The sequence below is a fragment of the Streptomyces sp. NPDC090088 genome, from assembly GCF_044747345.1.
Lineage (GTDB): Bacteria > Actinomycetota > Actinomycetes > Streptomycetales > Streptomycetaceae > Streptomyces.
The window spans coordinates 422,460-449,456 of the sequence record NZ_JBIVDZ010000007.1; the positions used below are offsets into that span (position 1 = coordinate 422,460).

The following is a 26,997-nucleotide window of genomic DNA, read 5'->3' on the forward strand; positions in this document are numbered from 1 at the left end:
TCATTCTTGTCAGCACAAACCCCTCGAACAACCAGCAGCGAGCCATCAAAAACCCCTCAAGGAGCCAGGCCGTGGGCCATCCCTTCCCGATCCGTGAGATCGCACGACAGGCAGGTCTCAGCGAGGCCACCGTGGACCGTGTGCTGAACGGGCGGGGCGGGGTCCGGGAGAGCACCGTGCGCGAGGTGCGGCAGGCGATCGCCGATCTGGACCGGCAGCGCACCCAGGTCCGGCTGGTGGGCCGTACCTTCATGGTCGACATCGTGATGCAGGCGCCCGAGCGGTTCACCACGGCCGTGCGCGGCGCGCTGGAGGCCGAGCTGCCCTCGCTGCACCCGGCGGTGGTGCGCTCCCGGTTCCACTTCCGGGAGACCGGTCCGGTGGAGGAGCTGGTGCGGACCCTGGACCGGATAGCCCGGCGGGGCTCGCAGGGGGTGATCCTCAAGGCGCCGGACGTCCCGGAGGTCACCGCCGCCGTCGGCCGCCTGCGCTCGGCGGAGATCCCGGTCGTCACCCTGGTCACCGACCTGCCCGCCAGCGGCCGGCTCGCCTACGTCGGCAGCGACAACCGGGCGGCCGGCGCCACCGCCGCCTACCTGATGGGCCAGTGGCTCGGTGACCGGCCCGGCAACGTCCTCACCAGCCTCAGCAGCGGCTTCTTCCGCAACGAGGAGGAGCGCGAGATGGGCTTCCGCAGCGTCATGCGGGCCACCCACCCCGAACGCGCGCTGGTGGAGATCGCGGAGGGGCAGGGGCTGGACGCCACCCAGTACGACCTGGTCCGCGCCGCCCTGGAACGCGACCCGGAGATCCGCGCGGTCTACTCGATCGGCGGCGGCAACATCGCCACCCTGCGCGCCTTCGCCGAGCTGGGCCGGGAGTGCGCCGTGTTCGTCGCCCACGATCTCGACCACGACAACACCCGGCTGCTGCGCGAGCACCGCCTGTCCGCCGTCCTCCACCACGACCTGCGCCAGGACATGCGGGAGGCGTGCCACCTGGTGATGCGCGCCCAGGGCGCGCTGCCCCCGGCGGGCCCGAGCCTGCCGTCGGCGATCCAGGTGGTCACGCCGTACAACATGCCGACCGCACGCTGAAAGCGGTGCCGGGCCGGCGGTCACAGGTCGGTGGTGCCGAGTCGGCGGTCACAGGTTGATCGCGTACGCCTTGCGCAGCGTCTCGTGCACCGTCCAGGTCGTACGGTCGCCCGCGCGCAGGACGGCCATGTCCCCGGGGCCCACCGTGAACGTCGGCCCGCCCTCGACCTCGATCGTCGCCGAGCCGCTGACCACCACGAACAGCTCGTCCGCCTCGGTGTCGGTGACCACCCCCGGGGTGATCTGCCAGATCCCGCGGAGCTGCTTCCCGTCGGCCGACTCCCACACCACCTTCCCGGTGACCTCGGGCGTGCCGGAGACGATCTGCGCCGGGTCGAGCGGGTCGGGTTCGAGCTCGGCGTCGGGGATGTGCAGGGCGAAGCTGTGCGTCGTCATACGGCGACCCTAGCGAGCCCGGCGGGCCGTCGGCCGTGGACAGTGTGTGCGGCATCGGACCTGGTGGGAGGACACTTCGTCGGGCCGCCCGGACTGGCGGGCAGGCCCGCCCGGGGTGATCGTGGAGGGCATGGCCGACTCCACGGCGACCGTCGCCCAGCCACGCGCGCACGACACCCGTGAGGCCGTCCTGTTCGGCGGGGTCTACGGCGCCGTGCTGGCCTGCTCGATGGTGGCCGCGCTCACCCAGTACGGCCACACCTCCGCCGCCAGCCGTCGCTACGACGCCCTCTGGCTGGTGGTCACCGCCTGCGCCTCCGCCCTGGCGCACGGCTACGCCCACTACATCGCCGAGCGCGCCCCGCACCGCCGCTGGGACGTGCTGCGCACCCTGGCCGACGAGTGGCCGCTGGTAGTGGCCGTGCTACCCACCGTCTTCCTGCTCGCGGGCGCGGGCTGGGGCTGGTGGCCGCCGAAGGGTGTCGAGTACCCGGCGTTCGCCCTGAACATCGTCATCCTGTTCGGCCTCGGGCTGGTCACCGCCCGCTGGTCCAGACGGAGTTGGCCGGCCGCCGTACTCATCGGCATGGTGGACGCGTGCCTCGGGGTGATCGTGGTGATCGCCAACGCGCTCATCAAGTAGAACCGGCAGCGGTTCCGGCGGTGGATCCGGTTCATTGAACGGTGAACGGGTTTACGATCACTCATGGTCACTGTTCCTCCGGGCAAGGAGCCGGTATGACAACCGAAGACGCGGTCACCGCGGAGGCCGTCGGCAGTCTGGGCGGTACCGACGACCCCCGGCTGCGTGAACTCCTCACCTCGCTCATCCGCCATCTGCACGCCTTCGCGCGGGAGACCCGGCTGACGCAGCGCGAGTGGGAGACGGCGGTCGAGTTCCTCACCGCGACCGGCCAGACCTGCACGGACACCCGGCAGGAGTTCATCCTGCTCTCCGACGTGCTCGGGCTGTCGATGCTCGTGGAGACCGTCAACGGGCACAGCGACCCCGGCAGCACCGAGTCGACCGTGCTCGGCCCCTTCCACATGACCGAGTCCCCGGTGCGCGCGCTCGGCGCCGACATCGACCTGGTGGGCGGCGGCGAACCCTGCGTGGTCAGCGGTGTCGTCCGCGCCGCCGACGGCACCCCGCTGCCCGGCGCGGTCCTGGACGTGTGGCAGGCCGACCCGCGGGGCTTCTACGACGTGCAGCAGCCCGACGTCCAGCCGGCGGGCAACGGCCGCGGCCTGTTCACGGCCGACGCCGAGGGCCGCTTCTGGTTCCGCACCTGTGTGCCCAGCGCCTATCCGATCCCCACCGACGGCCCGGTGGGCGCCCTGCTGAAGGCCACCGGCCGGCACCCCTACCGGCCCGCCCACATCCACTTCATCGTCTCCGCCGAGGGACACCAGCCGGTCACCACGCACATCTTCGTGGCCGGCGGCGACTACCTGGACTCGGACGCGGTGTTCGCGGTCAAGGAGAGCCTGGTGAAGGACTTCGCACCGACCGACGACCCGTCCCTGGCCGCGGAGTTCGGCGTGCCGAACCCGTTCCGGCACGCCCGCTTCGATCTCGTGCTGGAGCGCTCGTGAGCCCCTCCGACCTCTTCGGCCTCGACTTCGTTCACGAGACGAGGCCCACCCGGGTCGTCTTCCGCCCCGGTGCCGCGCTGACCGCGACCGCCGAGGAGGCCCGGCACCTCGGGCTGCGGCGGCTGCTGGTGCTCAGCGGCGGGCGGGGCGCGGACACCGCGCGGGCGGTCGCCGACTCGCTCGGCCCGGCCTGCGCGGGCCTGCACACCGGGGCCCGGATGCACGTTCCCGTCGAGGTCGCCGAGCGGGGCGTCGAGGCGGCCCGGGCCGCGGGCGCCGACGGCTGTGTGGCCGTGGGCGGCGGCTCGGCCATCGGCCTCGGCAAGGCCATCGCCCTGCGCACCGGCCTGCCGCTGATCGCGGTGCCGTCCACGTACGCCGGTTCCGAGATGACCCCGGTCTGGGGCCTGACCGAGCACGGCGCCAAACGCACCGGCCGCGACCCCGTCGTACTGCCCCGCAGCGTCGTCTACGACCCCGAACTCACCCTCTCCCTGCCGGTCCCGCTCTCCGTGACCAGCGGGATCAACGCCCTCGCCCACGCCGTCGAGGCGCTGTACGCCCCCGACGGCTCGCCGCTGGTCGCGCTGATGGCCGAGGAGGGCGTCCGGGCGATGGCGGGCGCGCTGCCCGAGATCGCCGCCGCGCCGGGCGCCGTACCGGCCCGCGCCCGCGCCCTGTACGGCGCCTGGCTGTGCGGGACCTGCCTCGGCGCCACCACCATGGGCCTGCACCACAAGCTGTGCCATGTCCTCGGCGGCACGTTCGGGCTGCCGCACGCCGAGACGCACACCGTCGTGCTGCCGTACGCGCTCGCCTTCAACGCGGCGGCCGTGCCGGAGGCTGCCGCCGCGGTGGCGCGTGCGCTGGGGGCGGACTGGGCGCCGGGTGCGCTGCGGGAGTTGGCCGGTGGGCTCGGTGCACCCCGTTCGCTGGCCGAACTCGGTCTGAAGGAAGCGGACTTGGCCGTGGCCGCCGGGCAGGTTGCGGGGCAGGCGTACGCGAATCCGAGGGCCGTTACGGAGGAGGACGCGTTGGGTGTGCTGCGGGCGGCTTATGAGGGCAGGTCTGTTCAGTGCGGTGACTTCGGCTGAGTGGTGACCCGCGGGGCGGTGGGGGCCGGTCGCGCCCACGCGGCGGAGCCGCATATCGATAGGGCCCCGCGCCCCTGGCGGGGCGCTTAACGCATCGTTCGTATGCCGTCCAGGGCGATGCCCATCACCCGGTCGCGCTGGGTGTTGTCCTCGAAAGCCGTCGCCGCGATGCCCGAGACCATCCTCAGCAGGTCGCCGATCTCCATGTCGGTGCGGACCACGTTCTCCTTCTGGGCCCGCTCCAGCAGTGGTCCGCCGGCCGCGTACATCGAGTCCCGGCAGGCCGAGAAGATCTCCGACTCGTCGTTGAGGGCCTCGCGGACCGCGCGCTTGGTGACCATGTAGCCGGTGAAGCGGTTCAGCCAGGATGTCAGCGCCTCCCACGGCTCCAGCTCGGACAGCTCCACGGCCGCCGCGCACAGGGCGTTGACCTCGTCCGCGTAGACGCTCTCGAAGAGGTCGCGACGGGTCGGGAAGTTCCGGTAGAGGGTGCCGATGCCGACCCCCGCGCGGCGGGCGATGTCCTCCAGGGAGACGTCCGCGCCGTGCTCGGCGAAGGCCTCGCGGGCGGCCGTGATCAGCGCGTCGTAGTTGCGGGCCGCGTCCTTACGGTGCGGTCTGCGGGACGCGACGATCTCACTGACGGGGAAAGAGCCGGCGGTCGTCACTGCTGCCTCCTGGGGGACCGAGGTGAACCGGAGGGGTTCCTCGACTTCGGTTGAAGCGGAGGGTTGCCTCCAGTAGAGTGGAGGGGTGCCTCCACTTTAGCAGTGCGGAGCGGCACCGCCATGGCCGGACGCGGCCGGGTGTCCCCTCCCCGCACGCTCACCGACATTTCGCTCACCCTTCCCTCCGTTCCGATCTCGGAGAGGTCCTTCATGCCCCGGAAGTCCACCCGCCTCACCTTCGCGGTCCTCGCGACCGGTGCCGGCGTGTTCTCCATGCTCCAGTCGCTGGTCGCACCGGCCCTGCCGACCGTCCAGCACGCACTGCACGCCTCGCAGTCCACCGCGACCTGGGTGATGACGGCATACCTGCTGTCCGCCTCGGTCTTCACCCCGATACTCGGCCGCGTCGGCGACCTGGTCGGCAAGAAGCGCACCCTGGTCGCCGTCCTGCTGGCCGTCCTGGCCGGCTGTCTGGTCGCCGCCCTCGCGCCGAACATCGGCGTCCTGATCATCGCCCGGGTCGTCCAGGGCATCGGCGGCGCCCTGTTCCCGCTCTCCTTCGGCATCATCCGGGACGAGTTCGCCCCGGGCGAGGTCAGCGGCAGCATCAGCAACCTGTCCGCGGTGATCGCGGCCGGCGGCGGCGTCGGCATCGTGGCCGCCGGTCCCATCGTCTCGGCGCTCGACTACCGCTGGCTGTTCTGGATCCCGGTCGCCGTCGTCGCCCTGACCGTGCTCATCGCCGCCCGCTACGTCCCCGAGTCGCCCAAGAGGGCCGAGGGCAGCGTCAGTTGGCTCGGCGCCGGGCTGCTCTCCGCCTGGCTGGTGGCGCTGCTGCTGCCGCTGAGCCAGGCCGGGCAGTGGGGCTGGGGCTCGGCGAAGGTGCTCGGCCTGTTCGGCCTCGCCGTCGTCCTGTTCGCCGTCTGGCTGCTGTCCGAGTCCCGCTCGGCCAACCCGCTGATCGACCTGCGCGTGATGCGGCTGCCCGCCGTCCGGACCACCAACGCGGCCGCCCTGCTCTTCGGCGCCGGCATGTACGCGATCTGGTCCTTCCTGCCCGGCTTCGTCCAGACCCCCGGCTCGGCCGGCTACGGCTTCGGCGCCACCGTCACCGAGTCCGGCCTGCTCATGCTGCCGATGCTCATCGCCATGTTCCTCTCCGGCGTCCTCGGCGGCCGGCTCGAACCCCGCGTCGGCGCCAAGGCGCAGCTCACCGCGGGCGCCGCGCTCGGCGCACTGGCCTGCGGCTTCCTCACCCTCTGGCACGACGAGCGGTGGCAGATCGGTGTCGTCGCGGGCCTGTTCGGCCTCGGCATCGGCCTGGCCTTCGCCTCGATGGCCAACCTCATCGTCGGCAGCGTCCCGCCCGAGCAGACCGGCGCCGCGACCGGTATGAACGCCAACATCCGCACCATCGGCGGCTCCATCGGCGCCGCGCTCACCAGCGTCCTGGTCACCGGCCGGCTCCAGCCCTCCGGACTGCCCTACGCCTCCGGCTACACCCACGCCTGGGCCCTGCTCACCCTGTTCTGCCTGACCGCCGCCGGAGCCGCGCTCCTCGTCCCGGTCCGCCGCACGAACCGCGTCACCACCCCGGCCACGGAGCGGCCGACGGCAGCACCCGTACGCGTGCGGTAGTGTTGACCTGCGTGATCACGCGGAAACCCACCGCGTGACTCCGCGGCGGGACGTGGCGCAGCTTGGTAGCGCACTTGACTGGGGGTCAAGGGGTCGCAGGTTCAAATCCTGTCGTCCCGACTCGATGGAGTCGTAGGTGAAGGGGCGGTCCCGGAGAAATCCGGGACCGCCCCTTCACCGTTCTCGTGGACCACTCGGGGACCAGCGGTCCTTGACCGGTGTCAGCGGGTCAGGCCGCAGCGATCCGGACCTCTGGCTGACGCCGCGGTGACGCCTCCGTAACGGCCCCCCTGTCAACGTAGCCATCGCCGGACGGGCCTGGACGACCCGCCGGGACCGGACTACCAGCGGGGGAATCATGTCGGCATTCGGGGACCGGGCGCTGCTCGCACTGAGTGACCCTGCCGCTCTGGGGGCGTTGCTGTCGCCCACCGGCGGTTCGGGTGACCAGCGGGTCCGCACGATGCTGGCCTCGGTCTACGACCTGTCGGCCGTCCGGCTCGACACGATCACCGACGCACGGGTGCGGGAGATCGCCCTGCAACGGCCGCTGTTCCCGACCGGCCGCCAGGACGGGGCGTGGTCGCAACTCGTACCGTCCTACGCCCGTACGGAACTGACCCTGACCGTGCCCGAGCCCACCCGGCCGGTCTGGATCGACCTGCGCGCCACCGTCGACGTCACGCTGGTAGCCGAGATCGACCCGGCCGGCGCGGAATCGGTGGTGGCCCGGGCGTTCGACGACTTCGCCACCTTCGACGAGTTCCGGGCGAGGTTCACCTTCTTCGATCTCGACGCCTTCCTCACCGAGCACGGAATCAGCACGGTGAAGGAACTGAAGGACGCCTTCCACTACGTGGTCGCGGAGATACAGCTGCGCACACCACCCCCCTTCGACCCCGACGACCCGGCGAACACGCACACCCTGCCGGTCACCCTGGCGGCCGTGGTCGTCGACCCGTTCGACCTCGCCGGCGGGCTGCGCGCCACCCGGCTCGTACGGGAGGCGGCCCGGCCCCTGACCGGCCCGGTCCCCGCCGGGCTCCCGGCCGAGGCCACCGAGGCCTACGCGACGGCCCTCGTCATCGCCGCCGACGGCCTGCCCGACGGGCTCGCCGCGGCGGACGTCGAACGGCTCTGTGCCGCCGAAGGCGTCGTCAGCCTCTTCCTGCCGGCCTCGTGAGGAAGCCGTCAGGACAGCCACCGAGGAGCGGGCCGACCGGCCCGGGACCCGGCTCACCCCTATCCGCCACCGATTCGGCCTGACCGGCCCCGCCCTGGAGGAGAACCCTGATGCCCGTTCGGTATATCCGGGTTGACCCGACCGTCAACCTGTTCGCACCGGCCGTCCGCGCGTTCGGCACGATCGCGATCGTGGGCCGCGTGACCACCCCGGCCCCCGCCTCGCCCGCGTCCGCGTCCGCGTCGGCCTCGGCGTCGGCCAAGAAGTCGGCCGCCGCGGACGCGGTCGCGGCCGTGCCGCCCACGCCGGTGGCGTTCACCAGCCCGGACAAGGCGGAGGAGACCTTCCCGGGAGAACTCGGCAAGGCACTCACGCTGGTGTTCAGGCAGAGCCCCGGCCCGACTCTCGTCTACGGCGTCCCGGTCGACGCCACCGCGCCGGACTGGAAGGGCGCGCTCTCGGCCGTCGCCGGCCTGAACGTCCAGCTCGTCGTGGTCGCCAACACCCCGGTCGACGCCACCTCGAAGACCCCCGACGGACCCATAGGCCTGCTCTCCGCCCACGTCACCTCGGTGTCCGACACGGGTGCCGACGGGATGGAGCGCATGGGTGTCGCGATGCTGCCCAAGGGCAGCACGGACCCGAAGGTGATCCTGCCCAACGAGCGGATGGTCTACATCGCGCACAACAGCGACGAGGACGCGGCGGTGGCGGTGACCGGCACCATCGCCGGTTACGAACCCTTCGTGTCGCTCCTGCTGAAGCAGGTGAACATCGAGAGCCCGCCGTTCAACCCCACCGACATCGACACCCTGAACGGACCGACGGAGGTCTCCGGATCGGGCCCGACGGGAGCCGGTGTCAACTGGCTGACGAGTCCGGCGCTCATCCCCGGCAACGGCGTCTACATGGGCGAGGGCTACACCGGCAACCCCGGCAGCCCCAAGAAGTACATCGACGTCTGCCGCTTCATCGACCACCTGTCCTTCCTGCTCAAGGCGCAGCTCATCGGCTCGATCGGGAACGTGCGGATCAGCAGGTCCGGGCTGCGCGCCCTGGTCGCCCAGATGGAGGCGGTGCTCAGCCCCTTCGTGGACGCCGGTGTCCTCAACAGCTTCGAGATCGTCGTCCCCGTCCTCGCCCTCCTGGACAAGGACCCGGCCACGCTCACCACCGACGAGGCGAACCGGATCCACACCGCCGAGGTGCAGCGCCTCGTGCAGGTGCTGGCCGCCGTCGAGTACGCGGGCGCCGTGCACCGGATCTCCATCGACCTGAAGTTCGAGTAGGGAACTTCGACCAGCCACATCCCACTAGGAAGGCACACCTGATGGCCGACTGGAACACACGCCTCGAAGTGAAACTCGGGGACTCCACCATCACCCCCATCTCGACGTTCACCCCGACCTTCAACGCGCCGCACACCGTGCTGCACAGCGTCGAGGCGGACAATGTCGGGTTCGTCCGCCAGCCCGCGACGTTCACGTTCACCATGGGCGTGCCGGCGGTCGCGACCGCGGTCGCCGACCTGACCCAACTGGCCACGGAGGGAACCGAGTTCCAGATCATCGTGGCCGAGAAGAAGGGTACGGACTGGGCCTTCAACTCGATGAAGTTCGCCCGCTGCGTCGTCACGTCGGCGAACCCCAGCAACGTGGTGATCGACGGCGTCCCGCAGGCGAGCTTCACCTGCCTCGCGCTCTCCGTCGGGGTCGAGGCGTAACCCGTGGACGGCGACCCGGACGAGGGTCCGGACGGCGTCGAGAGCGGTCCCGGCGGCCAGGACGTGTTCCCCGTACCGGGGTTCGCGACCGGCGGCCGGGTGGAACGCACCGGGATCGCGCTGGTGCACGAGGGCGAGTACATCGTCCCGCAGGCCGGCAGCGAGGCCGTGATCTCGCCGGAGAGCGAGTCCGCGGTCGTCAACTACTACTTCCCGGTCCAGGTGGAGGTCGTGGGGACGCTGCCGGACGCCGAGGTCCAGCGGGTGGCCGGTTACGTCTTCGACCAGCTCGACCGGGAACTGGCGACCCGGATCTGACGGATGCCGACGAGCCGGACCCGACGGATGTGAAGGGGGAGGAACACGATGGCTGATGCGGTGAACCTGCCGGTGCTGGTGGGCCCTGTGCAGCTGCTGTACGTGCAGAGCATGACCATCAACGAGGGCTACCGCATCGAGCGGATCATGGGCAGCCGGTTCTCCCAGGCCACCCAGCCCACGAACAAGACGATCGCGATCGAGGCCGTCCTGCTCGGCCCGCAGCGGCTGGAGCAGAAGAAGGCCCTGGAGGCGCTCGCGCTCACCTCACGGCTGCTGGTCGCCGCCATGGCACGGGGAGAGTCGGCGGTCGGCATCCCGGTGGTGTCGGGACTGACCACCAGCCTGAACATGCAGGTCACCGATCTGCGCTTCACCCAGGGAGTGGCCAAGCGGGACGCGCTGGACGTGTCGATCACGCTTCAGCAGATCCCGCCGGCCCTCACCACCGCGGTACTCGGCGAGATCGGCGACCTCGTCCTCGCCGCCGGCACCGCGGCCGTACCCACCGGACCCGTGGCCAGTCCCATCGCCCGTGTCCCGGGCGGCCTGTTGTAAGTCCGCGACGAACCCCGTCATGACCAAGGAGGCAGGATATGGCGGCCCTGAACTATCTCGCCCTGCCCATCGACCCGGCCGACGGGTTCCCGCAGGCGTTCCGGCTCTCCCTCGGCGTCCGCTCCTACCGGTTCCGGCTCTACGCCAACGTGGCGGAGGACCTCCTCGACGACGCCTCGGGCGACCTGCTCGACCTGCCGGCCCGAAGGGCGTTCCTCGTGCTGTCGGTCGACCGCGAGGAGCCGGCCGGGCTGACCACCATCCTGCGGCGCAAGCTGGCGCCCGGGGTGGAGTACCACGCGGCCGAACTGGCCCTGACGTTCCCCACGATGCTGCTGGACCCACGCAATCTCAACGGCGCCGGCTCGTTCGGCTCCCGGGTCGTCGGAGGGGTGGCCCTGCGATGAACGAACGGGCGAACTCCCGCCGGGAGGTGGCGACATGAGCTTCGTCATCCGGTACGAGGTCGAGATCTCCGCGCCCCTGGAACCCGGCGGGCCCGGACTGCCGCTGACCGTGTCCAACGACGTGCTGGCCGGCTCCTTCGTGCTCGACGCCGACATCACCGTCACGATGACGGAGGGCGCCGCCACCGACACGTTCGAGGTCACGCTCATCAACCTGCCGACCGACGTGATCGGCATGATCCGCGCGGTCCAGGCGCGGACGGCGCTCAACGTCTCCATCCGGCTCGGCTACTTCGACGACCCGTCCACCACGACGGGCGACGCCGGCCGCGTCCTCGTGGGCCGGGTCACCAGGATCTCCGGCACCGTCGGCCAGGACGGCTACGCACGCACGGTGCTGTACGGGCAGGAGGAGGGCGGTTACCTGCTGCGCAACAAGCCGGTGGCCGTCGGCAGCCCGGCCGGGACGAGCGCGCAACTGTTCGCCTTCAACCTGCTGGAGAAGGCGGAGGTGCCGGTCGCGGCGGGGTCGACCCTGCCGGGAGACCTGAGCGGCTTCACCGTGCGCAGCGGGTCCACCCTGGACGCGCTGCGCACCCTGGCCGAACGGGGCAACGCCCCGCTGGTGGTCCGCGACGGCACGGTCTACCTCGGTGCGGCGGTCGGCGCCGCGCAGGACACGGCGCCGGTGGCGCTCGACCCCGACACCAACATCGTATGGCTGGACAGTTCCTACGGAGAGGACACCGACGGGGCGTTGTCGCCGCCGGTGCGGGCCACCGTGAACCTGGCCGTGCTCGGGCATCCGCGGCTGCGCGTCGGCCAGGTCGCGAAGATCACCGGACTGTCCGGGGTGCCCGACGGCACCCTGCGGCTGACCCGGGTGGTGCACCGGTTCACCACCTCCGGCGGATACACCGCGGAACTCGGCCTGATCGCGGCCGCCGCGGGCGAACGGGCCCAGGTCACCACCGGCGTCCAGGTCGTGGTGGACCGCTGGCGGGGCATGGTCGACCGGGCCCGCGACGACCACCCGGCCGTCGACGTCGGCGAGGTCACCGAGTACGCCGCGGGCGCCGACAAGCACCTCGCGTCCCTGCACTACGCCCAGGCCCCCGACCCCGGAGTGGTCGCGCCCAGCGTGGCCAGCCCCGTCGACACCGGCGCGAGCATGCACGAGAAACCGATCGCCTCGGTGTTCGCGTTCGACCGCACGGGCCTGGTCGTGCCGGTGTACCCCGGCATGCGCGCCCTCCTCGCCCACAACCGGGGTGCCGTCAACGACGCCGTACTGGCCGGGTTCCTCTGGCCGGACAACCCGGCGACGCGACGCCCGGCCAACGAGCCCGGCGACTACTGGCTGGCGCTGCCCACCGCACTCGGCGACGACGGCCGGCCGGCCGGCCCAGGCGCCAACGACCTCACCGACGCGGGCGGTCACCGGATCATCCAGACGACCGGCCTGCACATCGTGGTCGGCAAGGACCTGCTGCCCGAAGTGGGCACCCGTCCGAAGCCGCCGGACGACGACACGATCACCATCGAGCACCACAGCGGTACGACCATCACGGTCGGCGCCGACGGCGCGGTCACCATCAGCACCAAGGACCAGCCGATCCGGCTGACCAACGGCACGGTCGGCCTGGCCCTCGACGGTTCCGCCGTGGCGGTGTCGTGATGGCCGCCGTTCTCACCGCCGCGTCCACGCTCCAATGCCCGCACGGGGCGCCGCTGTTGATCGTGCCCGCCGGACACCTGCTCACCGTGGACGGCCAACCCGTCCTCACCCGCGCCGACCTGCTCACCGCGACCGTCCCGGCCTGCCCGAACCAACCACCGTGCGGCGCGGTCGCCTCCATCGACACCGGCCTCGCCACGACGCTGAAGGTCGGGGGCGAACCGGTGGCACTGGAGACCGCACAGGGACCGACCCTGACGGCCACGCCCTGGCGGGTCGTCTCGGCCGGCCAGACGAAATTGGAGGCAACATGACAACGCCGACGTCCCCGGACCCGTTCGGGCGCGGACTGCGCGTGGACGACGGGGACCTCGTACTCGACGGCGGGGACCTGGCCGAGGTGACCGGGATCGCCAATCTCACCCAGGCGCTGACCCTGCGGGTCCTGACGCCCTTCGGCTCCGACCGGTTCAACACGGGCTACGGCCTGGACGTCACCCAGGCGTTCACCGAACCGAACGGCACCCGCGTCGTCAAGCAGCTCCTGAAGCTGAACCTGGTCGGCACCCTGGGCACGGACCCGCGGGTCAGCGAGGTCAGGCAGGTCACCTTCGACGACGATCCCGAACGCCTGGCCGCCGGTCCCGGCGCCGTGGCACAGGCGCGCGCCGCACAGGTCCGCCGCGCGTGGACGGTCGAGGCCGACCTGGAGACGGTGGCCGAGGTTCCGGTCACGCTGCGCGTGAACGTGGAGGTATGACGACCGTGACCGACTACGGGGTGACTGCCGACGGGTTCGTCCTCAAGCCCGTCGACGTGATTCTCAGCGAGTCCTTCGACCGGGCCAGGGCGGCGTTCCCCGGAGCGGACCTGACCAGTACCAGCGCACTGCGCAAGATCCTGGAGACGGCCGCCGCCGAGGACGGCGAGCTGTGGAAACGGCTGGAGGACCTCTACTACGCCAACTTCATGTCCACGGCGGTCGGTGACGCCCTCGACCTGCTCGGCGAGGACACCGGCCTGGAGCGCGCGCCGCTGGCGAGCACCGGCACGGTCACCGTGACGCTGAACAACGGGGTGGAGGGGCGGAGTTACGTCCTGCCCCAAGGGGCGATCCTGGTGACCGCCGCCCAACCCGGCCTCCCCGCCCAGTCGTTCGGCACGGTGGCGCCGGTCGTGCTCGACAGCCGCGGCACCCCCACCGCGGACGTCGGCGTGGTGGCGTTCGAGCCGGGACCCGACGGCGACGTCGAAGCCGACAGGATCACCGCCATCGACCCGACGTACCGGTCCATCTACCTGACCGACCTCGGGGCCGCGGACTTCAAGGTGACCAACGCGGCCGCGGCGACCGGCGGAACCAAGGAGGAACCGGACGGGACCTATCGCGGCCGGCTGCTCGGGATCGCCCGCAACCTCTGGACGGTCGAAGCCGTGGCGCAGGCGGCCCAGGGCGTCCGCGGCGTCCTCGACATCGTCCTGTCCGACCCGCTCGGCGGAGTCGACGTGTCGCAGAGCTACTTCGACCTGTTCCACTTCGACCAGCGGGCGTTCAGCAGCGAACGCCGCGTCGGACAGCCGTACTTCTTCACCGTCGTGGTCGCGCACGACTTCCGCTGGCCGTGGCACACCACCGGCTCCGTGCCCGGGATCTTCGAGCGGGTCGGCGCCGCGGTCGACGCGGTACGGCCGATCGGCATCCACGCCAACATCGTCGAGGCCGACCACATCGAGGTCGGGGTCCGGGCCACCCTCGTGATCGCGCCCGGCTCGGACGGCGTCGCCCTGCTCTCCGCGGTGCGCCGCCGTCTGGCGACGGACATCGGGGCGCTGCGCCTGGGCGGCGACGTCCTGTACGCGCAGGTGGTCAGCGCGTTCGTCGAACAGCCGGGCGTGCTCGACGTCCAGGGGCTGCATCTGCGCAGGGCACCGGCCGCGTTCGGCCGGATCACCTTCGGCGACGTGCCCTTCCAGCGGGTGCTCGCGGAGGGCGCCGTGGGCGAGAACCTGGTGATGGGCCCGACCGAACTGGCGACCTTCGTGGTCGACGGCGAGGCCTTCGACGTGACGGTGGTGACCGGATGACCACCGAGGAGCTCACCCCGGCACCCGTGCTCGCCGCCACCACGATGGCGCGCCGGCTCACCACACCGTTCGCCCGCGGCGCGGACGTCCTCGACCTTCGCCTGCTGCCCTTCAACAGCTCCCAGGCAGCGGTGGAGAGCTACGACTTCGCCGACCACGAGGCCCGCTTCGGCGTACCGCCCGAGCCGCGCTACGTCCTCGCCACGACCCGGGACATCGACGTCGACATCACGGTGACGATCACCTACGAGGAGCCGGGCGCGCGTGCGGTGGACACCTCGGTGACCGTGCCGGCCGGCACGGTCACCGGCACGTCGTTCCTGCTGGAGCGACCCGTGACCGCGACCGCCCGGCTGCTCCTGCTCACCATGGGCACATCACCGTTCGACAACCGGCCCCAGGACTGCTGGACGCTGACCGCGCTGCTCGGCACCACGGCCAAGCTGCTGTGGGTGACCGGCGCCGAACGCGACCGGCTGCGGCGGCACGCGGCCACGACCCTCGCCCAACGGCACCTGCCGTCCGCCCTGGGCCTGAGCCTCGACCTGATCGGCGCCGACCTCGGCGTACCGCGCTTCCCCGCGCTGGCGTACGGCTTCGACACCGACACCGTGGCGCTCTACCACCTCGACGACGACGCCGGGGCCACCCCACAGGTGGCGGACGCGACCGCCGCGTACCTGGGCCGGACCGCGCATCACGGTGTGCTCCAGGGCCCGGTGCAGGTCGGCCTCCCCGGCCGGTACGGGCGGGCGATGGGCTTCCGGTCCGCCGACGCGGTGATCGTGGCCGACACCGACACCACGTTCGACATCGGCGAGCGGGACGACGCGACCTTCGAGTGCTTCGTCCGCCCCGACCCGGCCCCCGACCCCGATCCGGATCCCGACCCCCGCGCCCACGACGGGCCGGTGCTCGGCCGCCGCCCCGACCCCCGCCCCGACCCCGGCAAAAAACGGGGCCCGGGCTGGGAGTTCGCGATCGGCGACTTCGGACGGGGGCTCCCGCGCAACGTACGGTTCACGATCAGCGACGGCGACCCGGGCCACGACGTGACCCTGTTCGCGGACACCAGCCTGCCGACCGACGCGTTCACGCACATGGCGGCGGTGCTCGACCGCACCAGCGGCCGGGTGAAGCTGTTCCTCGACGGACGGCTGCGGGACTGGCGGTTCCTGTACCCGCTCGGCGCGGTGGCGAACACGGCCCCGCTGCGCGTCGGCGCGGCCGGCGGCGGCTTCCGCGGGGTCGTCGACGAGGTACGGATCAGTTCCGCGCCGAGGACGGGCTTCGCACCCGCCCTCGGCGAGGACGACGACCACTACCGCCGCCGGCTCGAACTGTTCCGCCGCTGGACCCTGCCGACCCCGGCGAACCTCACCGCCCTCCTCAACCGGCTCGCCGGACCGATCGGCGGGCAGCCCGACGCACTGGTGGTCGACGACACGAACGCCACCCTGGTCCGCGGCACCCGGCTCGTGCACATCCGGCCGTACGCCCTGCTGCCCGGCGAGAGCATCGACGCGACCGGACGGCGCCGTACGACCGAGTCGAGCGTGGTGGGCACCGCCGCCCAGGAGGACACCTTCGACCCGGCCTACCTGTTCCGCTACGACCACGCCGGGGTGGACTTCACCCCGGCGCCGGCCCCCGCCGACCCGCACCTGGTCCAGGTCGGGGTCGCCGAACGTCTCGACCGGCTGGTCACCCTGGCCGGTGCCGAGACCGCACCGCCCGGCCGCCTGCTGGTCGACGCCGCCTACGACCCCCTGGCGGACGACCTGCGGGCAACAGGCCGGGCGGTGCTCCTCCGCCACAGTTCGGTGCCGCCGGGGCGACTCGCGGCGCTGGCCCACCGGGCGGGCTTCGACCACGTCACCTACCGGGGCGGAGCGGGGGAGGTCTACGCGGCCGCAGCGCAAGGCGACTACTTCAGGATCGACGTCACTCCTGTCCCGGTCGTCCCGACTGCCGCTCCTTCAGGTGGCGTTGCCCCGGCGGCCCCCGCCGCGGTCGCCGCGCCCGTCACTCCGAACCCGACCGACCTGGACCAGGGCACCCTCGTGACCCTGTCCCTGCGTCCGGCGCCCCCCGCGGACGCGTTCGTCAACTGGCTCGTGGTGCCCGGAGGTTCAGGACGAGGCCTGTTGTCGCCGGAGAGCGGGGCCGGCTCCCGGCACCGGACCGCGGCCCTGAACGCCACCGCCCCCGGCCAGTTGATCGTCAAGGCCGACGTGGCCCGGGGCAGGCACACGGTCTCGGCGTCGGCGACCCGCACCCTGCGGGTCGGCCTGGCCGGCCTGGACGACGGCGCCACGATCGCCGCGGACGGAACGCGCGGCGTGCCCGCGTCGAGCGTGGAACGCCCGGGAACCTACTTCGACCCGGCGTTCCTGGTCCGCCACGACGACCCCCGGGTCGACTACGGCGGCGACGGCGCCCACCTGATGCAGCCGGCCGTGGCCGAGCTCCTGGACGCCCTGCTCGCCGAACTGGCACGCCGGTCGGTCACGGGACGGCTCACGGTGACCGCCGGCTTCGACGGCACCGGCGACCCTCCCGACCCGGCCGCCGCCGCAGGACGCCGGCTCGTCCTGCGGCACGGCTCCCTGGACCCCGGAGCGCTGGCCGGGCCCGCGTTCGCGGTCGGCTTCGGGTATCTCCTGAACAGCGGCGACGGCCTGGAGGTGCGCCAGGCCCCCGGTCAGCTCGTCGAGGTGCGCGGGCCCTCCGGAGTCGAGCAGGGCGCCGTCATCGAACTGGACGAGGGCGCCACCATGGACCTCACCGCGACCCCGCCGCCCGCCGCCCTCGCCGGTCTCATCGGCCAGTTCCCCGGCGAGGGACCGCGCCTGGGCTGGGCGTCGGGGACGTACGACGACGCCGCGATCACCGTGGCGTCCAGCACCCGGCAGACCGTCACCCTGCAGGCCGACGCGGCCGGCACGGCCTGGGTGCAGGCGAGCTACCTGATCGGCGGGCAGGCGGTCCCGTACACCTTCCAGGTGCGGCTGCGGCCGGAGGCGGACACCCCGGCGACGGTCATCACCAAGGACCAGCACGACCTGATCATGAACGTCCTCAACGTGCTGCATCCGGTCGGCGTGGAGGTCAACACCGCCGCGATCCGCGCCCATGTGGTCGAACTCCAGGGTGACCTCTCGCTGGCGAACCCCGACTACACCTACCCGCGGTTCCGTGTCCGCGGCCCACTGCCGCCCCGAGCCAGGAGGCCCGCCGATGGCTGACATCGTGTTCCAACCCACCTTCGTCCACAAGGAGTTCGTGGACGGCCCCGACGGCGACCGGGTCAGGGCCGACGAACCGAACGGATTCAACGCCCGGTTCGGCGCCATCGAGAGCGATCTGCGTCAACTGTCCGCCGTCGTCGCCGAGATCGACGCGGCGGTGGACCAGCGCGGCACCGGGCCGGTCGAACATGTGCTGACCCTGGCGCCGATGCTGCTGAGCGCCGCCGGGGGCACCATCGCCTGGCGGATCACCCCTGGCGGCGCGGCCCAGGTAGTGCAGGACGAGGACGCGTACGGGCTGATGGAGGTGGCGCTCCCCGACAACGTCCGCCTGACCTCGTTCCGTGTCATGGGCCAGGTCGGCGTCAACGTGGTGGGTCTGGTCGTCTCCCTTTCCCGGGTCAAGATCCCCGGCGGCACTCCGGAAGTGCTGGCGACGGTCAGCGGAGACGCCGACCCCTTCGACAGGTCCACGGACGTGGACCCGTCGAAGGCCGTGACTGCGACGGCGACGTACCGCTACCTCATCCAGGCCTCCCTCATCGAATCCGGGACCACGGTCACTCTCGCCGCCTTCCAGATCGCCTACACGAGCAGCTAGGAGTCAACGTGGCCGACCTCAGCTACACCCCGACGTTCCGCCATGTCGCCTGGGAGGACCGCAAGGACCGGGTGGAGGCAGCCGGTCCGAACGGGTTCAACGTGCGCTTCAACGCGATCGCGAGCGACCTGCGCCAACTGTCCACCGTGGTCACCGACATCGGTGCGGCGATCGACGTGTCGAACACCGCACCACCCCCGCAGCCGCAGCGGCTCAGCTTCACGCCGATCCTGCGACCCACCGGACTTCTGTCGGGAGGCGCGTGGAGCTACGACGTGAACGGCGTGCCCCACGCCAACTCCCTCGCCATGACCGGGGTGGCCAACCTCACCCTGCCCCACGGGCTTCGGCTGACGTCGGTGCGGGTGGTGGGCGACATGCAGAGAGGCTCCTCCCACGGCGTCGGCGGCGCCGTCTCGCTGGCGCGCACACCGATTCGGCTCGTCGTCCCGGCCCCGGCCCCCGAACCGCTGGCGGTCAACGACGACTTCACGTCCGTCGGACCCTTCGACCTCCAGATACCGGTCTCGGCACCACGCGCCCTGATCGACACCAGCGTCTTCCGCTACGTCCTCACGGCGACCTTCGAGACCGTCCTCTTCGGCGGCATGTCGATCGAGGCCGTCCACCTCACCTTCGCCTCGCCGTCCTGACCGGGAAGGGACACCCGTGACCGACCTCAGCTACACCCCCACGTTCAAGCCCACCGACTGGATCGACAACGTCAGCCGCGTCACCGCCGACGGCCCAGACGGCTTCAACGTGCGGTTCGACGCGATAGCAAGCGACCTCCACCAGGCGGCCGCCGTGGTCACCGAGATCGACACCGCGCTCGCCCAGCCCGTCGGCCTGCCGACCGGCCAGCAACTGTTCACGCCCGGCCTCGACCTCGTATCGCTGCCGGGTTCGGGCGACGGCTGGCTGTACGACGAGACCGGGGCGGCGTACCCGGCCGTCAGCGGCCCCGACAGCGTCGCGGTGATGGGCCTCAGCCTGCCGGCGAACGTCAGGCTCGTCTCGTTCCGTGCCGTCGGCCTCTGGTTCGGCACTCCGGCCGCCTTCAGCATCGCCCTGACCAGGGCCCCGCTGGCGAACGCGAGCGCCGCTCCCAACAAGCTGGCCGAGATCGGTACGGCGACGTCCGCCATCACCAACCCGTACGACATCACCGTGCCCGTCGACGCGGCGCTCGCCGCCGTCGATCCGCAGACGTACCGCTACTGTGTCGTGGCCACGGGGTCGGCCATCCAGGTGGTCGGCGCCACCAGCCTCGCCACCGTCCAACTCGCCTACACCGCGGGCTGAGCCGGCGCCATGCGGATCGACTGCCACGTTCCGATCACCCTGCGGATCGTCGGGGTGCCCACCGACGACCAACTGGAGGCGGCAGGACGGGCGTTGACCCGCGCGGTCGCGGCCCGGCTGACCGAGGCCGAACGCCTGCTGGCCGACCGCCACGGCCGGGACTGCGGCACGGCGGCCGAGGTGAAGGAGCCGTACGACGCGGACCGGCAGGGCGCCGAGGGGTACGCCGTCCCGTCCTTCGGCGACGGCGGCAAACCGGTCGCCGTACCGGACGGACAGGGTACGGCGGCACCGGCGGCACCGGCGGCACCCGATTCCGCACCCGCACCCGCACCCGCACCTGCGCCCGCTCCCGAAGCGGCACCGGCGCCGCAGGTCAAGCTGGGCACCCTGCGCAGGCGGGCACGGGCCGACGCGGAGGCCGCGGAGCAACTGCGGTTGCGCTACCGGCAGATGCCCGAGAGCGAGCTGCGCCGCCGTGCGTCACGTGGCGACGAGACGGCGCGGGCGATTCTGCGGCAGTACGTCCCGTCGAACGAGGCGGATCTCGCCGCGGCGCAGGAGAGCGAGTACCGTCCGCCGCACTCCGCCACGGTCACCGTGACCCGCAGGGGTGTCGAGGTCTGGCGCGGAGAACTCCACAGCGGCAACGCGACCCCCGAGGAACAGGCCCTCGGGAACTGGCGCACCGTGAACTCCGCCACGCACACCGAGGCACGCGCGGTGCGCGAGGCCCCGCTCCAGCGCGGCGACGTGATGGTGATCATGGGCCAGTACAACCCGTGCGGGGCCTGCCAACGGGCCATGCAGGAAGCCGCGAACCGTACCGGCGCGACGATCTGGTACTTCTGGCTCGACGGGAAGAGGGACTTCCGGCCCCAGTCCGCCCCCGGCACACCCGGCGGACCGGCCGCACCACCCACGGGCGGCGAACGTCCCGAACCGGAGCGGGAGCCCACCGGACCGGAGCCACGCCCCACCGGACCGGAGTCACGGCCTACTGGACCGGAGTCACGGCCTACTGGACCGGAGTCACGGCCTACTGGACCGGAGTCACGGCCTACTGGACCGGAGTCACGGCCTACGGGACCGGAGTCACGGCCTACGGGACCGGAGTCACGGTCCACCGAGCCCGTGCGCGAGCCGGTGCGCGAGCCGGTGCGCGAGCCCGGCGCGATGCCGGGCGGTGCCGCTCGCACGGACGAGGAGACGCCGCCCGCCGGCCCGCCGCCGGTCAGGCCGACGGTGCCCCGCCCGCCCACGGCGCCGAGCCGGTACACCACCGGGCAACGGGCAGTGGCGGGTGTGGCGGCCCTCATCACCGCGATCAACGACTTCCTCGGACTCATCAACATGGCCCGTGAGGCTGCCAACGGGAACATCGCGGCCGGCGACGCCGAACTCGCCTTCTGGACGTGGCTCGGAGCCAGGCCGACCCGCGGTGTCTGGGACACCTGGCACGGCGCGCTGCCACCGGACACCGAGCCGAGCACCAGCGTGCTGGGTTCCTCCTCGTTCCGGTACGTGGCCGACATCGACGTCGGCGCCCTGCGGCAGGAGTTCCGTACCCGCATCCACGACTACCAGGACTTCCTGTACTTCATGGACGCGGCACGGGCGCTCGGTCTGGTCGAGGAGGACCCGCCCGCGGTCGACCGCCCGGACGCCGCGCTGCGGGCGCGGGCCGACAGCGTCCGCTACTACACGACGGTCAGCAAGGTCGACCACGCGCGGCGGCACCGCTACGACCTCACCGACATCATCGCGCCGGTGCGTGCCGCCATGCTCGCCGACCTCGACGCGAGGGTGCGCCGACGGTTCGCCGCCCTGGGCACCGACCGGCGTCGGCAGACCTTCCGGCTGAGGCGGGGCGCCGAGACACCGGTCTACCGGGCCGCACACAAGGGCGGTCGGCTCGAACAGCTCATCCTCGACTCCCAGTTGCTCTTCGGGCCCGACCCCTGGGTCCGGCTGCTCGGGCGTGAACTGGACGTGGGCGGCTGGTTCAGCACCGACGTCCGGGTGTTCGTCACGCCGGCCAACGCGGACGCCGAACGGGTGGCGCTCGCCAGCTCCTACTGGGTCGGCGGCGACATCTACGACGTCTTCGAGGAGGTGAGCGGCGAAGGCCGGCCGATCCTGAGCCGGCAGCCGCCGGAAGGCCGTGTCATCGACAGCTTCGTGGCGGGCCCGCTGCCGGGAAGCCGGCGGTTCGGCAACACCCGCTACTACCGGCATCCGGACGCCGACGTCGGCCGTACGGCTGCCATCGGTGAGCTGAACGAGTTCTGGGTCGCGCGCGACGATCTGGTCCCCATCCCCGCCGAGGAGGTCGAAGGCTATGGTGCGGCGCTACCACCCGCCCACTGACATCACGCTGCCCGAGGGACTGTCGGCCGAGACCGGCGAACGGCTGCGCGCGACGGTCGTGGCCGCGATCCGCCGCGCGGTGCGGGACGCCGAGCCGGGGGGGACGTCACCGCCGCCGACGAGCCCCCGCCCTCGGCCGCGGGCCCGCGCGGCGACGGGGACCGACCGCCGCGACTACGCCGTACCGAGCTACGACAACGACGGCGAGAGAGTCGGAATCCCGGTCGCCTCCCAGGCACCAGCACCAGCACCAGCACCGGCCCCCGCCGCGCCGCTGTCGCCGCGCGATCCGACGAACCCGCACAACACGCTCACGATCGACGAGATGTACGAGATTTGGCGCAAATACTGGATATCTCGTCTCAACCGTGCCATCAGGCGCGGCGAGGAGATCAGGCTGGAGGCGTTCCACAGGGACCGGAAGGCCTACAACAACGACATGGACGCCTTCATGCATGGACATCGCCGTGCGCTCGGGCCCGCATACCAAGCGGCCATGGACGAGCGGGACGGGTGCGCGTTCATCCTCTCCGCGCCCATGCAGGGGTGGCTCCTGATCCAGAAGCAGCACCACAGGCCGTTCACCATGGAGGAGATGAACGCGGAGGCCTTCCGGCGGGCGCAGGCGCACGCGTTCGTGCAGGGCGTGTTGGCGCCGATCGTCATCGCCGGCGCGGGCGGGGTGCTGTCCTCGGGCCCGCGCACCGCTCCGCCGTCGGCCGACGAGGTACCCACGCCCCGGGGACTTCCCCCGGTGCGGTCGACCGAACCGGCGCGGCCGATCGAACCGGTGCGGCCGATCGAACCAGTCGAACCGGTCGCGCCAGGGCCGTCACCGGCCGCCGCGACCGCACGGGTACCTTCCTCCGCGCCCGGAGGCTTCACGGCGCGGGCTCGGGCGTGGGCCGTCCGCTTCGGCCTGAACAGGGCGATGACCGGCGTGGACCAGGCGCTGCCCGCCCCCAGAATGGCGGCGTCCTCGGCACCCGCCCCCACCGAGCAGACCTCGCCACCGGCTCCCGGCCGGCCATCCACGACAACTCAGGCACCGGCTCCGGAACCGACGCCCGCGCGGACGGCGCCCGCGGCACGCCCGCTCGACCTGACGGAGCCCAGGCTGACCACGGACGACGTCTTCGCACGGCTGTACGTCGAGCTGGCCCACCTGCCGTCGGCGCCGCCCAGCGGCACCGGTGTGTCGTCCGCCGTCGCCGACGCCCAGGCCGCCGGGCTGCTCGGTCCGCTGGGCGCGCCCGGCACGGTGGACCTCGCGGTGCAGCGGCACGCGGACGCGTCCGCGGTGCGCGGCGCCTACGGCGTCACGGGCGCACAGGTCCAGTCGGCACACACGAGCCCGACCTCCTTCCTGCGCGACGTAACCGGCTACAGCCGCGGCGACGCCCCCAGCACGCTCCTCCCCACCTGGGCCCACACCGTCTTCGACCAGCCCTGGAAGAACTGGGCGATGGCGCGGCGCCGGGCCGGCGACACCCAGGTGACGGTCGCGCAGCTGTACGCCGAGATGCTCGCGGCGGTCGACCGGATCCCGCTCCTCGACCAGGCCACCCGGAACACCATCGCCTGGGTCATCCACCGTGAACTCTTCTACGACCTGGGACTCTCTCCTGGCGACAACCTCACCCTCCCGTACCCCAACGTGCCGCCCAGCCCGTGACCCGGCGGGCGGGTGCCCACTTCCGGTCCGATGAGCGGAACGGCATATGACAGCCCCCGTCCCGCCTCGCCACGCTGGTCGTCTCAGGCCCGCGCGAACGCCGGCCTGAGCGCACGGGGGCCGTTCAACCGGCGGTCGCCACACGGGGAAACGGGGACGGCGATGGCCTGGAACGAACTGACCGCGGAACCACGAAGACACGACACGACGGAACAGCCCCCAGGGCTCGCCAGACTGCGCCTGTTCGGCGCCTTCAGGCTGGAGGGCACCGAGGGGGGCATCGCCGTCCCGGCCAACGAGCAGCGGCTGCTGGCCTATCTCGGACTGCATCAGCGCGCGCCCCGGTCGGTGGTCGCCGGGACCCTGTGGCCCGACGTCAGCGAGGAGCACGCGCAGGGCAGCCTCCGTACGACGCTCTGGCGGCTGCGCCGGGTGCGGTACCCGGCGGTCGGCAGCGACGGCGACACCCTGTACCTCGCGGACGGCGTGTCCGTCGACGTCGACGACTTCACCCGGGCCGCTTTGCGCCTGACCGGCTCCGCGCGCGATCCGGGCGACGAGCTGCCTCCGCTCGGCCTGCTGGCGAGAGGCGAACTGCTCCCCGGATGGGACGAGGAGTGGATCTGCTCCGAGCGCGAGCGGCTGCGCCAACTCCGCCTGCACGCACTCGAATCGCTGAGTGCCCGGCACGTCCGGAGCGGCTGCTACGCACTCGCCCTGGAGGCCGCCCTCACCTGCGTCGCGATCGAGCCCCTCCGCGAGAGCGCCCACTGCGCGGTGGTGACCGTGCATCTGGCCGAGAGCAATGTCGTGGAGGCGATCCGGCACTACGAGGCGTTCCGGCGGCTGCTCCGTGCGGAGCTGGACATCGAACCCTCGGCACGCTTCGCCGGCATGATTCCGGAAACGGCCCCTCGGTCTCTCCTCCTCAGGCGGGGTCGGACTCGGTTCGTGGTTCGTCCGCCGTCCAGTCGCGGATGAGGCGGACGGTTCGTTCGGGGTGTTCCTCGTGCAGGTAGTGGCCGGAATCGGGCCAGTGGTCGACGCGGGAGCCGGGCGTGTGCAGGGTGTCGCGCTCCCAGGCGGCGGCCTCGGCCGAGGTCCACACGGTCAGGGCGCGCTGGGTGCGGCGCCGCAGATACGCCTCGCTGTGCGGGCGGATGCCCACCGCGTCCGGGTCGGTGTACATGCCGGCGTAGGCCTGGGCGATGACGTGGTCCGGGGTGCCCAGCATGGTCCGGACATGCGCGGTCCGCAGGCCCGGCGGAGCGCCCGCGGCGAACGCGCCGGCGACGAAGTCGGCCGCCGCCTCGGCCCCTTGGGCCTGATAGCGGGCCAGCCGGACCGGGATCCTGGTCACCTCGTCGCCGTGCGCGCCGTGGGCCGGGTCGAGGGCGATGACGGAGCGGACGAGGGCGGGATGCCGTACGGCGAGGAGGTTGACGACCTGTCCGCCCATCGAGTGGCCCACGACGACGGCCGGGACGGTGCCGAAGCGGCCGAGCAGGGCGGCCAGGTCGTCGGCCATCTCCGCCGGGGTGTTGCCCCGGTCCGGCACCTCGGAGCGGCCGTGGCCGCGCAGGTCGGGGACGATGACACGGAACCGGTCGGCGAGGGCCTCGGCGTGCGGGGACCACTCGCGGCCGTCTCCGCCCCAGCCGTGCACCAGGAGAAGGGGCAGGCCCTCCGCGGGTCCGAGCGCGGTACAGAAGAGGCGGATGCGTCCCAGGGGGAGGATGGTCATGCGTCACGGTCCGGGGTGGTGAGGTAGGTGGCGTAGGCGAAGTCCGCGTGCACGCCCGCGCCGTCGAGGTCCTGAGCCCACAGCCCCAGCATCGCGCCGGTGAACCCGAGGACCCGGAGTCGGCCGTCGTGGAACTCGTCGGCGTGCTCGTCGGACAGCACGGTGGCGTCGAGTTCGAGCGGCAGCACGCGCATGCCCTGGCCGGTGTCGTAGGAGAGGCGCAGGACGGGGAGTTCGAGTTCGGCCTGGAGGACGACCGCGCGTCCGGGGGCGAGGGGTACCGCCGGCCGGTGGGCGATGAGGCGCCCGGCCTCGCAGCTCAGCGCGCGCAGCACCGGGGATCCGTCGTCCTGGGCCGTCACGTGGAGGTAGTGCCAGTTGCGGGTGTTGTAGTACGCGGTGAGTCCGGCCATGTGGTCGGGGGAGCGGGGGGCGAAGATCAGGCTCGTCCGGAGGGAGCAGCGGCTCGCGGTCACCCGGCGGGCGACCAGGCTGGGGGTGCGGCGGCCCACCGGTGACTGGCCGCCGTGGACGCGCAGTCTGCCGGGTGCCGGTTCGATCCAGTCCGGGGTGGCGGGCCGGCGCAGGGTGGACCAGTCGGGGCCGAGGGCTGGTGTGTCGAAGAGGTCGGTGGCGGGCGGTGGTTCGGGCGCGGGGGCCGGCGGGAGGTCGGGGGCCGGGACGGTGACGGCGGGGACGGCCCCGGCGATGCGGGGCCAGCCGTCCTCGGTCCAGGTCACCGGTTGCAGCGCGGTCTCCCGGCCGAGCACGCACCGGCCCCGCTCGCCGTGAGGCCGGGCGACGATGTGGGCGGCGTACCACTCCCCGGCCGGTGTCTCGACGAGGGAGCAGTGACCGGCCTTCTGCAGTGCCAGCCTCGGATCGTGCCGGGAGGTGAGCAGGGGACCGGCCGGGTCGGGCTCGTAGGGGCCGAACAGGCTGCGGGAACGGGCCACCGCGGCGCCGTGCTCGTAGCCGGTGCCGCCCTCGGCGTGCACCAGGTAGTACCAGCCGTCGCGGCGGTAGAGGTGGGGGCCCTCGGCGACCCCGGCGGCGGTGCCGACGGAGATCGTCCGTGGCGCGCCGAGCAGGGTCCGGGTCCCGCGGTCGTACTCCTGGATTTCGATCCCGGCGAAGGACTCGTGGTCCGGCCGCCAGTCGAAGCGCATGTTCAGCAGCCAGCTGCGCCCGTCGCCGTCCGCGCTGTCGTCGTGGAAGAGGGACACGTCGAAGCCGCGGCCGTGCAGCGGGACCGGGTCCGACCACGGGCCCTCGATCGACGGGGCCGTGGTGACGTAGTTGGGGAGGTCCTTCCAGCCCTCCGCGTAGGTGTCGACGACGGTGAAGACGAGGTGGAACAGGCCGTCGGCGTACGACAGTCCGGGTGCCCAGATGCCGCCGGAGTCCGGGACGCCGGTCAGGTCGAGCAGGCGCCCGCTGTCCAGAATCCCGCCCAGCGGCCGCCAGTTCACCAGGTCCCGGGAGTGGTGGATCCGGACGCCCGGACACCACTCGAAGGTGGAGGTGGCGAGGTAGAAGTCGGCGCCGACCCGCAGGATCGCCGGGTCGGGTTCGAAGCCGCGCAGGACGGGGTTCTGGATCAACAGGCT

At 72.3% G+C, this 26,997-nt stretch carries 26 protein-coding genes and 1 tRNA gene; 23 read left to right on the forward strand and 4 right to left on the reverse strand.

The window, feature by feature from the left end; all coding sequences use genetic code 11:
- The first annotated feature begins 71 nt into the window (after nt 1–71).
- A complete protein-coding gene (locus ACIPSJ_RS32905; RefSeq protein WP_359218928.1) occupies nt 72–1,097 on the forward strand; it encodes a LacI family DNA-binding transcriptional regulator in 1,026 nt (341 codons plus the stop codon).
- Nucleotides 1,098–1,145: 48 nt separating this feature from the next.
- Here the strand turns inward: ACIPSJ_RS32905 and ACIPSJ_RS32910 are convergent, their stop codons facing one another.
- Nucleotides 1,146–1,493 carry a cupin domain-containing protein gene (locus ACIPSJ_RS32910; RefSeq protein ID WP_393800509.1) on the reverse strand — a complete coding sequence of 116 codons (348 nt, stop codon included), beginning with the start codon at nt 1,491–1,493 and terminating at the stop codon, nt 1,146–1,148.
- A 130-nt stretch (nt 1,494–1,623) separates the two neighbouring features.
- Here ACIPSJ_RS32910 and ACIPSJ_RS32915 point away from each other — a divergent pair, with 130 nt between their 5' ends.
- The 3 genes from ACIPSJ_RS32915 (at nt 1,624) to ACIPSJ_RS32925 (ending at nt 4,183) form a co-directional block, all read left to right on the forward strand.
- Nucleotides 1,624–2,136, forward strand: a complete 513-nt coding sequence (locus tag ACIPSJ_RS32915; protein ID WP_359218925.1) for a hypothetical protein — start codon at nt 1,624–1,626, stop codon at nt 2,134–2,136.
- Between the two features lie 95 nt (nt 2,137–2,231).
- Complete coding sequence (locus ACIPSJ_RS32920; protein WP_359218923.1) at nt 2,232–3,089, forward strand: intradiol ring-cleavage dioxygenase; 858 nt, start codon at nt 2,232–2,234, stop codon at nt 3,087–3,089.
- Nucleotides 3,086–4,183, forward strand: coding sequence for a maleylacetate reductase (locus ACIPSJ_RS32925; protein ID WP_401351330.1), 1,098 nt, complete (start codon nt 3,086–3,088; stop codon nt 4,181–4,183). Before ACIPSJ_RS32920 ends, ACIPSJ_RS32925 begins: the two co-directional genes overlap by 4 nt.
- 86 nt (nt 4,184–4,269) lie before the next feature.
- On the opposite strand, the gene ACIPSJ_RS32930 is transcribed toward ACIPSJ_RS32925, so the two are convergent.
- Nucleotides 4,270–4,851 (reverse strand): TetR/AcrR family transcriptional regulator, encoded by a 582-nt coding sequence (locus ACIPSJ_RS32930; protein WP_401351332.1) that lies wholly within the window; start codon nt 4,849–4,851, stop codon nt 4,270–4,272.
- Nucleotides 4,852–5,061: 210 nt separating this feature from the next.
- On the opposite strand from ACIPSJ_RS32930, the gene ACIPSJ_RS32935 reads away from it, so the two are divergent.
- The 19 genes from ACIPSJ_RS32935 to ACIPSJ_RS33025 all read left to right on the forward strand — a co-directional run bounded on the left by ACIPSJ_RS32935 (nt 5,062) and on the right by ACIPSJ_RS33025 (nt 24,624).
- Nucleotides 5,062–6,489 carry an MFS transporter gene (locus ACIPSJ_RS32935; RefSeq protein WP_359218917.1) on the forward strand — a complete coding sequence of 476 codons (1,428 nt, stop codon included), beginning with the start codon at nt 5,062–5,064 and terminating at the stop codon, nt 6,487–6,489.
- A gap of 46 nt (nt 6,490–6,535) precedes the next feature.
- A tRNA-Pro gene (locus ACIPSJ_RS32940) sits at nt 6,536–6,609 on the forward strand.
- A 238-nt stretch (nt 6,610–6,847) separates the two neighbouring features.
- Nucleotides 6,848–7,672 (forward strand): hypothetical protein, encoded by an 825-nt coding sequence (locus ACIPSJ_RS32945; protein ID WP_359218915.1) that lies wholly within the window; start codon nt 6,848–6,850, stop codon nt 7,670–7,672.
- Between the two features lie 110 nt (nt 7,673–7,782).
- Nucleotides 7,783–8,961, forward strand: a complete 1,179-nt coding sequence (locus ACIPSJ_RS32950; protein ID WP_401351334.1) for a hypothetical protein — start codon at nt 7,783–7,785, stop codon at nt 8,959–8,961.
- 41 nt (nt 8,962–9,002) lie between these two features.
- Nucleotides 9,003–9,395, forward strand: coding sequence for a hypothetical protein (locus tag ACIPSJ_RS32955; RefSeq protein WP_393662020.1), 393 nt, complete (start codon nt 9,003–9,005; stop codon nt 9,393–9,395).
- 3 nt (nt 9,396–9,398) lie between these two features.
- Complete coding sequence (locus ACIPSJ_RS32960; protein ID WP_401351335.1) at nt 9,399–9,713, forward strand: hypothetical protein; 315 nt, start codon at nt 9,399–9,401, stop codon at nt 9,711–9,713.
- A 48-nt stretch (nt 9,714–9,761) separates the two neighbouring features.
- Entirely contained in the window at nt 9,762–10,271 is a 510-nt protein-coding gene (locus tag ACIPSJ_RS32965; RefSeq protein ID WP_355718035.1) for a hypothetical protein, read from the forward strand.
- A gap of 38 nt (nt 10,272–10,309) precedes the next feature.
- Entirely contained in the window at nt 10,310–10,678 is a 369-nt protein-coding gene (locus tag ACIPSJ_RS32970; protein ID WP_359218907.1) for a hypothetical protein, read from the forward strand.
- 34 nt (nt 10,679–10,712) lie between these two features.
- Nucleotides 10,713–12,356: a hypothetical protein gene (locus ACIPSJ_RS32975; protein ID WP_401351336.1), complete on the forward strand. Its 1,644-nt coding sequence runs from the start codon at nt 10,713–10,715 to the stop codon at nt 12,354–12,356.
- The gene (locus ACIPSJ_RS32980; protein ID WP_359218903.1) at nt 12,356–12,670 is read left to right on the forward strand and encodes a hypothetical protein; all 315 of its coding nucleotides are present in this window, start codon (nt 12,356–12,358) and stop codon (nt 12,668–12,670) included. The genes ACIPSJ_RS32975 and ACIPSJ_RS32980 overlap by 1 nt, the downstream gene beginning before the upstream one ends.
- Entirely contained in the window at nt 12,667–13,116 is a 450-nt protein-coding gene (locus tag ACIPSJ_RS32985) for a hypothetical protein (protein WP_355718025.1), read from the forward strand. The genes ACIPSJ_RS32980 and ACIPSJ_RS32985 overlap by 4 nt, the downstream gene beginning before the upstream one ends.
- Nucleotides 13,113–14,441, forward strand: a complete 1,329-nt coding sequence (locus tag ACIPSJ_RS32990) for a baseplate J/gp47 family protein (protein WP_401351337.1) — start codon at nt 13,113–13,115, stop codon at nt 14,439–14,441. Before ACIPSJ_RS32985 ends, ACIPSJ_RS32990 begins: the two co-directional genes overlap by 4 nt.
- On the forward strand, nt 14,438–17,689 hold the full coding sequence (locus tag ACIPSJ_RS32995) for a LamG-like jellyroll fold domain-containing protein (protein ID WP_401351338.1): 3,252 nt from the start codon (nt 14,438–14,440) through the stop codon (nt 17,687–17,689). Before ACIPSJ_RS32990 ends, ACIPSJ_RS32995 begins: the two co-directional genes overlap by 4 nt.
- Nucleotides 17,682–18,293, forward strand: a complete 612-nt coding sequence (locus ACIPSJ_RS33000; protein WP_401351339.1) for a hypothetical protein — start codon at nt 17,682–17,684, stop codon at nt 18,291–18,293. Before ACIPSJ_RS32995 ends, ACIPSJ_RS33000 begins: the two co-directional genes overlap by 8 nt.
- Before the next feature lie 8 nt (nt 18,294–18,301).
- A complete protein-coding gene (locus ACIPSJ_RS33005) occupies nt 18,302–18,946 on the forward strand; it encodes a hypothetical protein (RefSeq protein WP_355718013.1) in 645 nt (214 codons plus the stop codon).
- A gap of 16 nt (nt 18,947–18,962) precedes the next feature.
- Nucleotides 18,963–19,598, forward strand: coding sequence for a hypothetical protein (locus ACIPSJ_RS33010; RefSeq protein WP_401351341.1), 636 nt, complete (start codon nt 18,963–18,965; stop codon nt 19,596–19,598).
- Nucleotides 19,599–19,607: 9 nt separating this feature from the next.
- Nucleotides 19,608–21,968, forward strand: coding sequence for a hypothetical protein (locus ACIPSJ_RS33015; protein ID WP_401351342.1), 2,361 nt, complete (start codon nt 19,608–19,610; stop codon nt 21,966–21,968).
- Nucleotides 21,940–23,643 (forward strand): hypothetical protein, encoded by a 1,704-nt coding sequence (locus ACIPSJ_RS33020; protein ID WP_401351343.1) that lies wholly within the window; start codon nt 21,940–21,942, stop codon nt 23,641–23,643. Before ACIPSJ_RS33015 ends, ACIPSJ_RS33020 begins: the two co-directional genes overlap by 29 nt.
- 162 nt (nt 23,644–23,805) lie before the next feature.
- Nucleotides 23,806–24,624 carry a BTAD domain-containing putative transcriptional regulator gene (locus tag ACIPSJ_RS33025; RefSeq protein WP_401351344.1) on the forward strand — a complete coding sequence of 273 codons (819 nt, stop codon included), beginning with the start codon at nt 23,806–23,808 and terminating at the stop codon, nt 24,622–24,624.
- Here ACIPSJ_RS33025 and ACIPSJ_RS33030 read toward each other — a convergent pair.
- Both ACIPSJ_RS33030 and ACIPSJ_RS33035 read right to left on the reverse strand, forming a co-directional pair.
- Entirely contained in the window at nt 24,572–25,387 is an 816-nt protein-coding gene (locus ACIPSJ_RS33030) for an alpha/beta fold hydrolase (RefSeq protein ID WP_401351345.1), read from the reverse strand. The genes ACIPSJ_RS33025 and ACIPSJ_RS33030 overlap by 53 nt on opposite strands.
- Entirely contained in the window at nt 25,384–26,991 is a 1,608-nt protein-coding gene (locus tag ACIPSJ_RS33035; RefSeq protein ID WP_401351561.1) for a glycoside hydrolase family 43 protein, read from the reverse strand. Before ACIPSJ_RS33035 ends, ACIPSJ_RS33030 begins: the two co-directional genes overlap by 4 nt.
- Nucleotides 26,992–26,997: the final 6 nt, after the last annotated feature.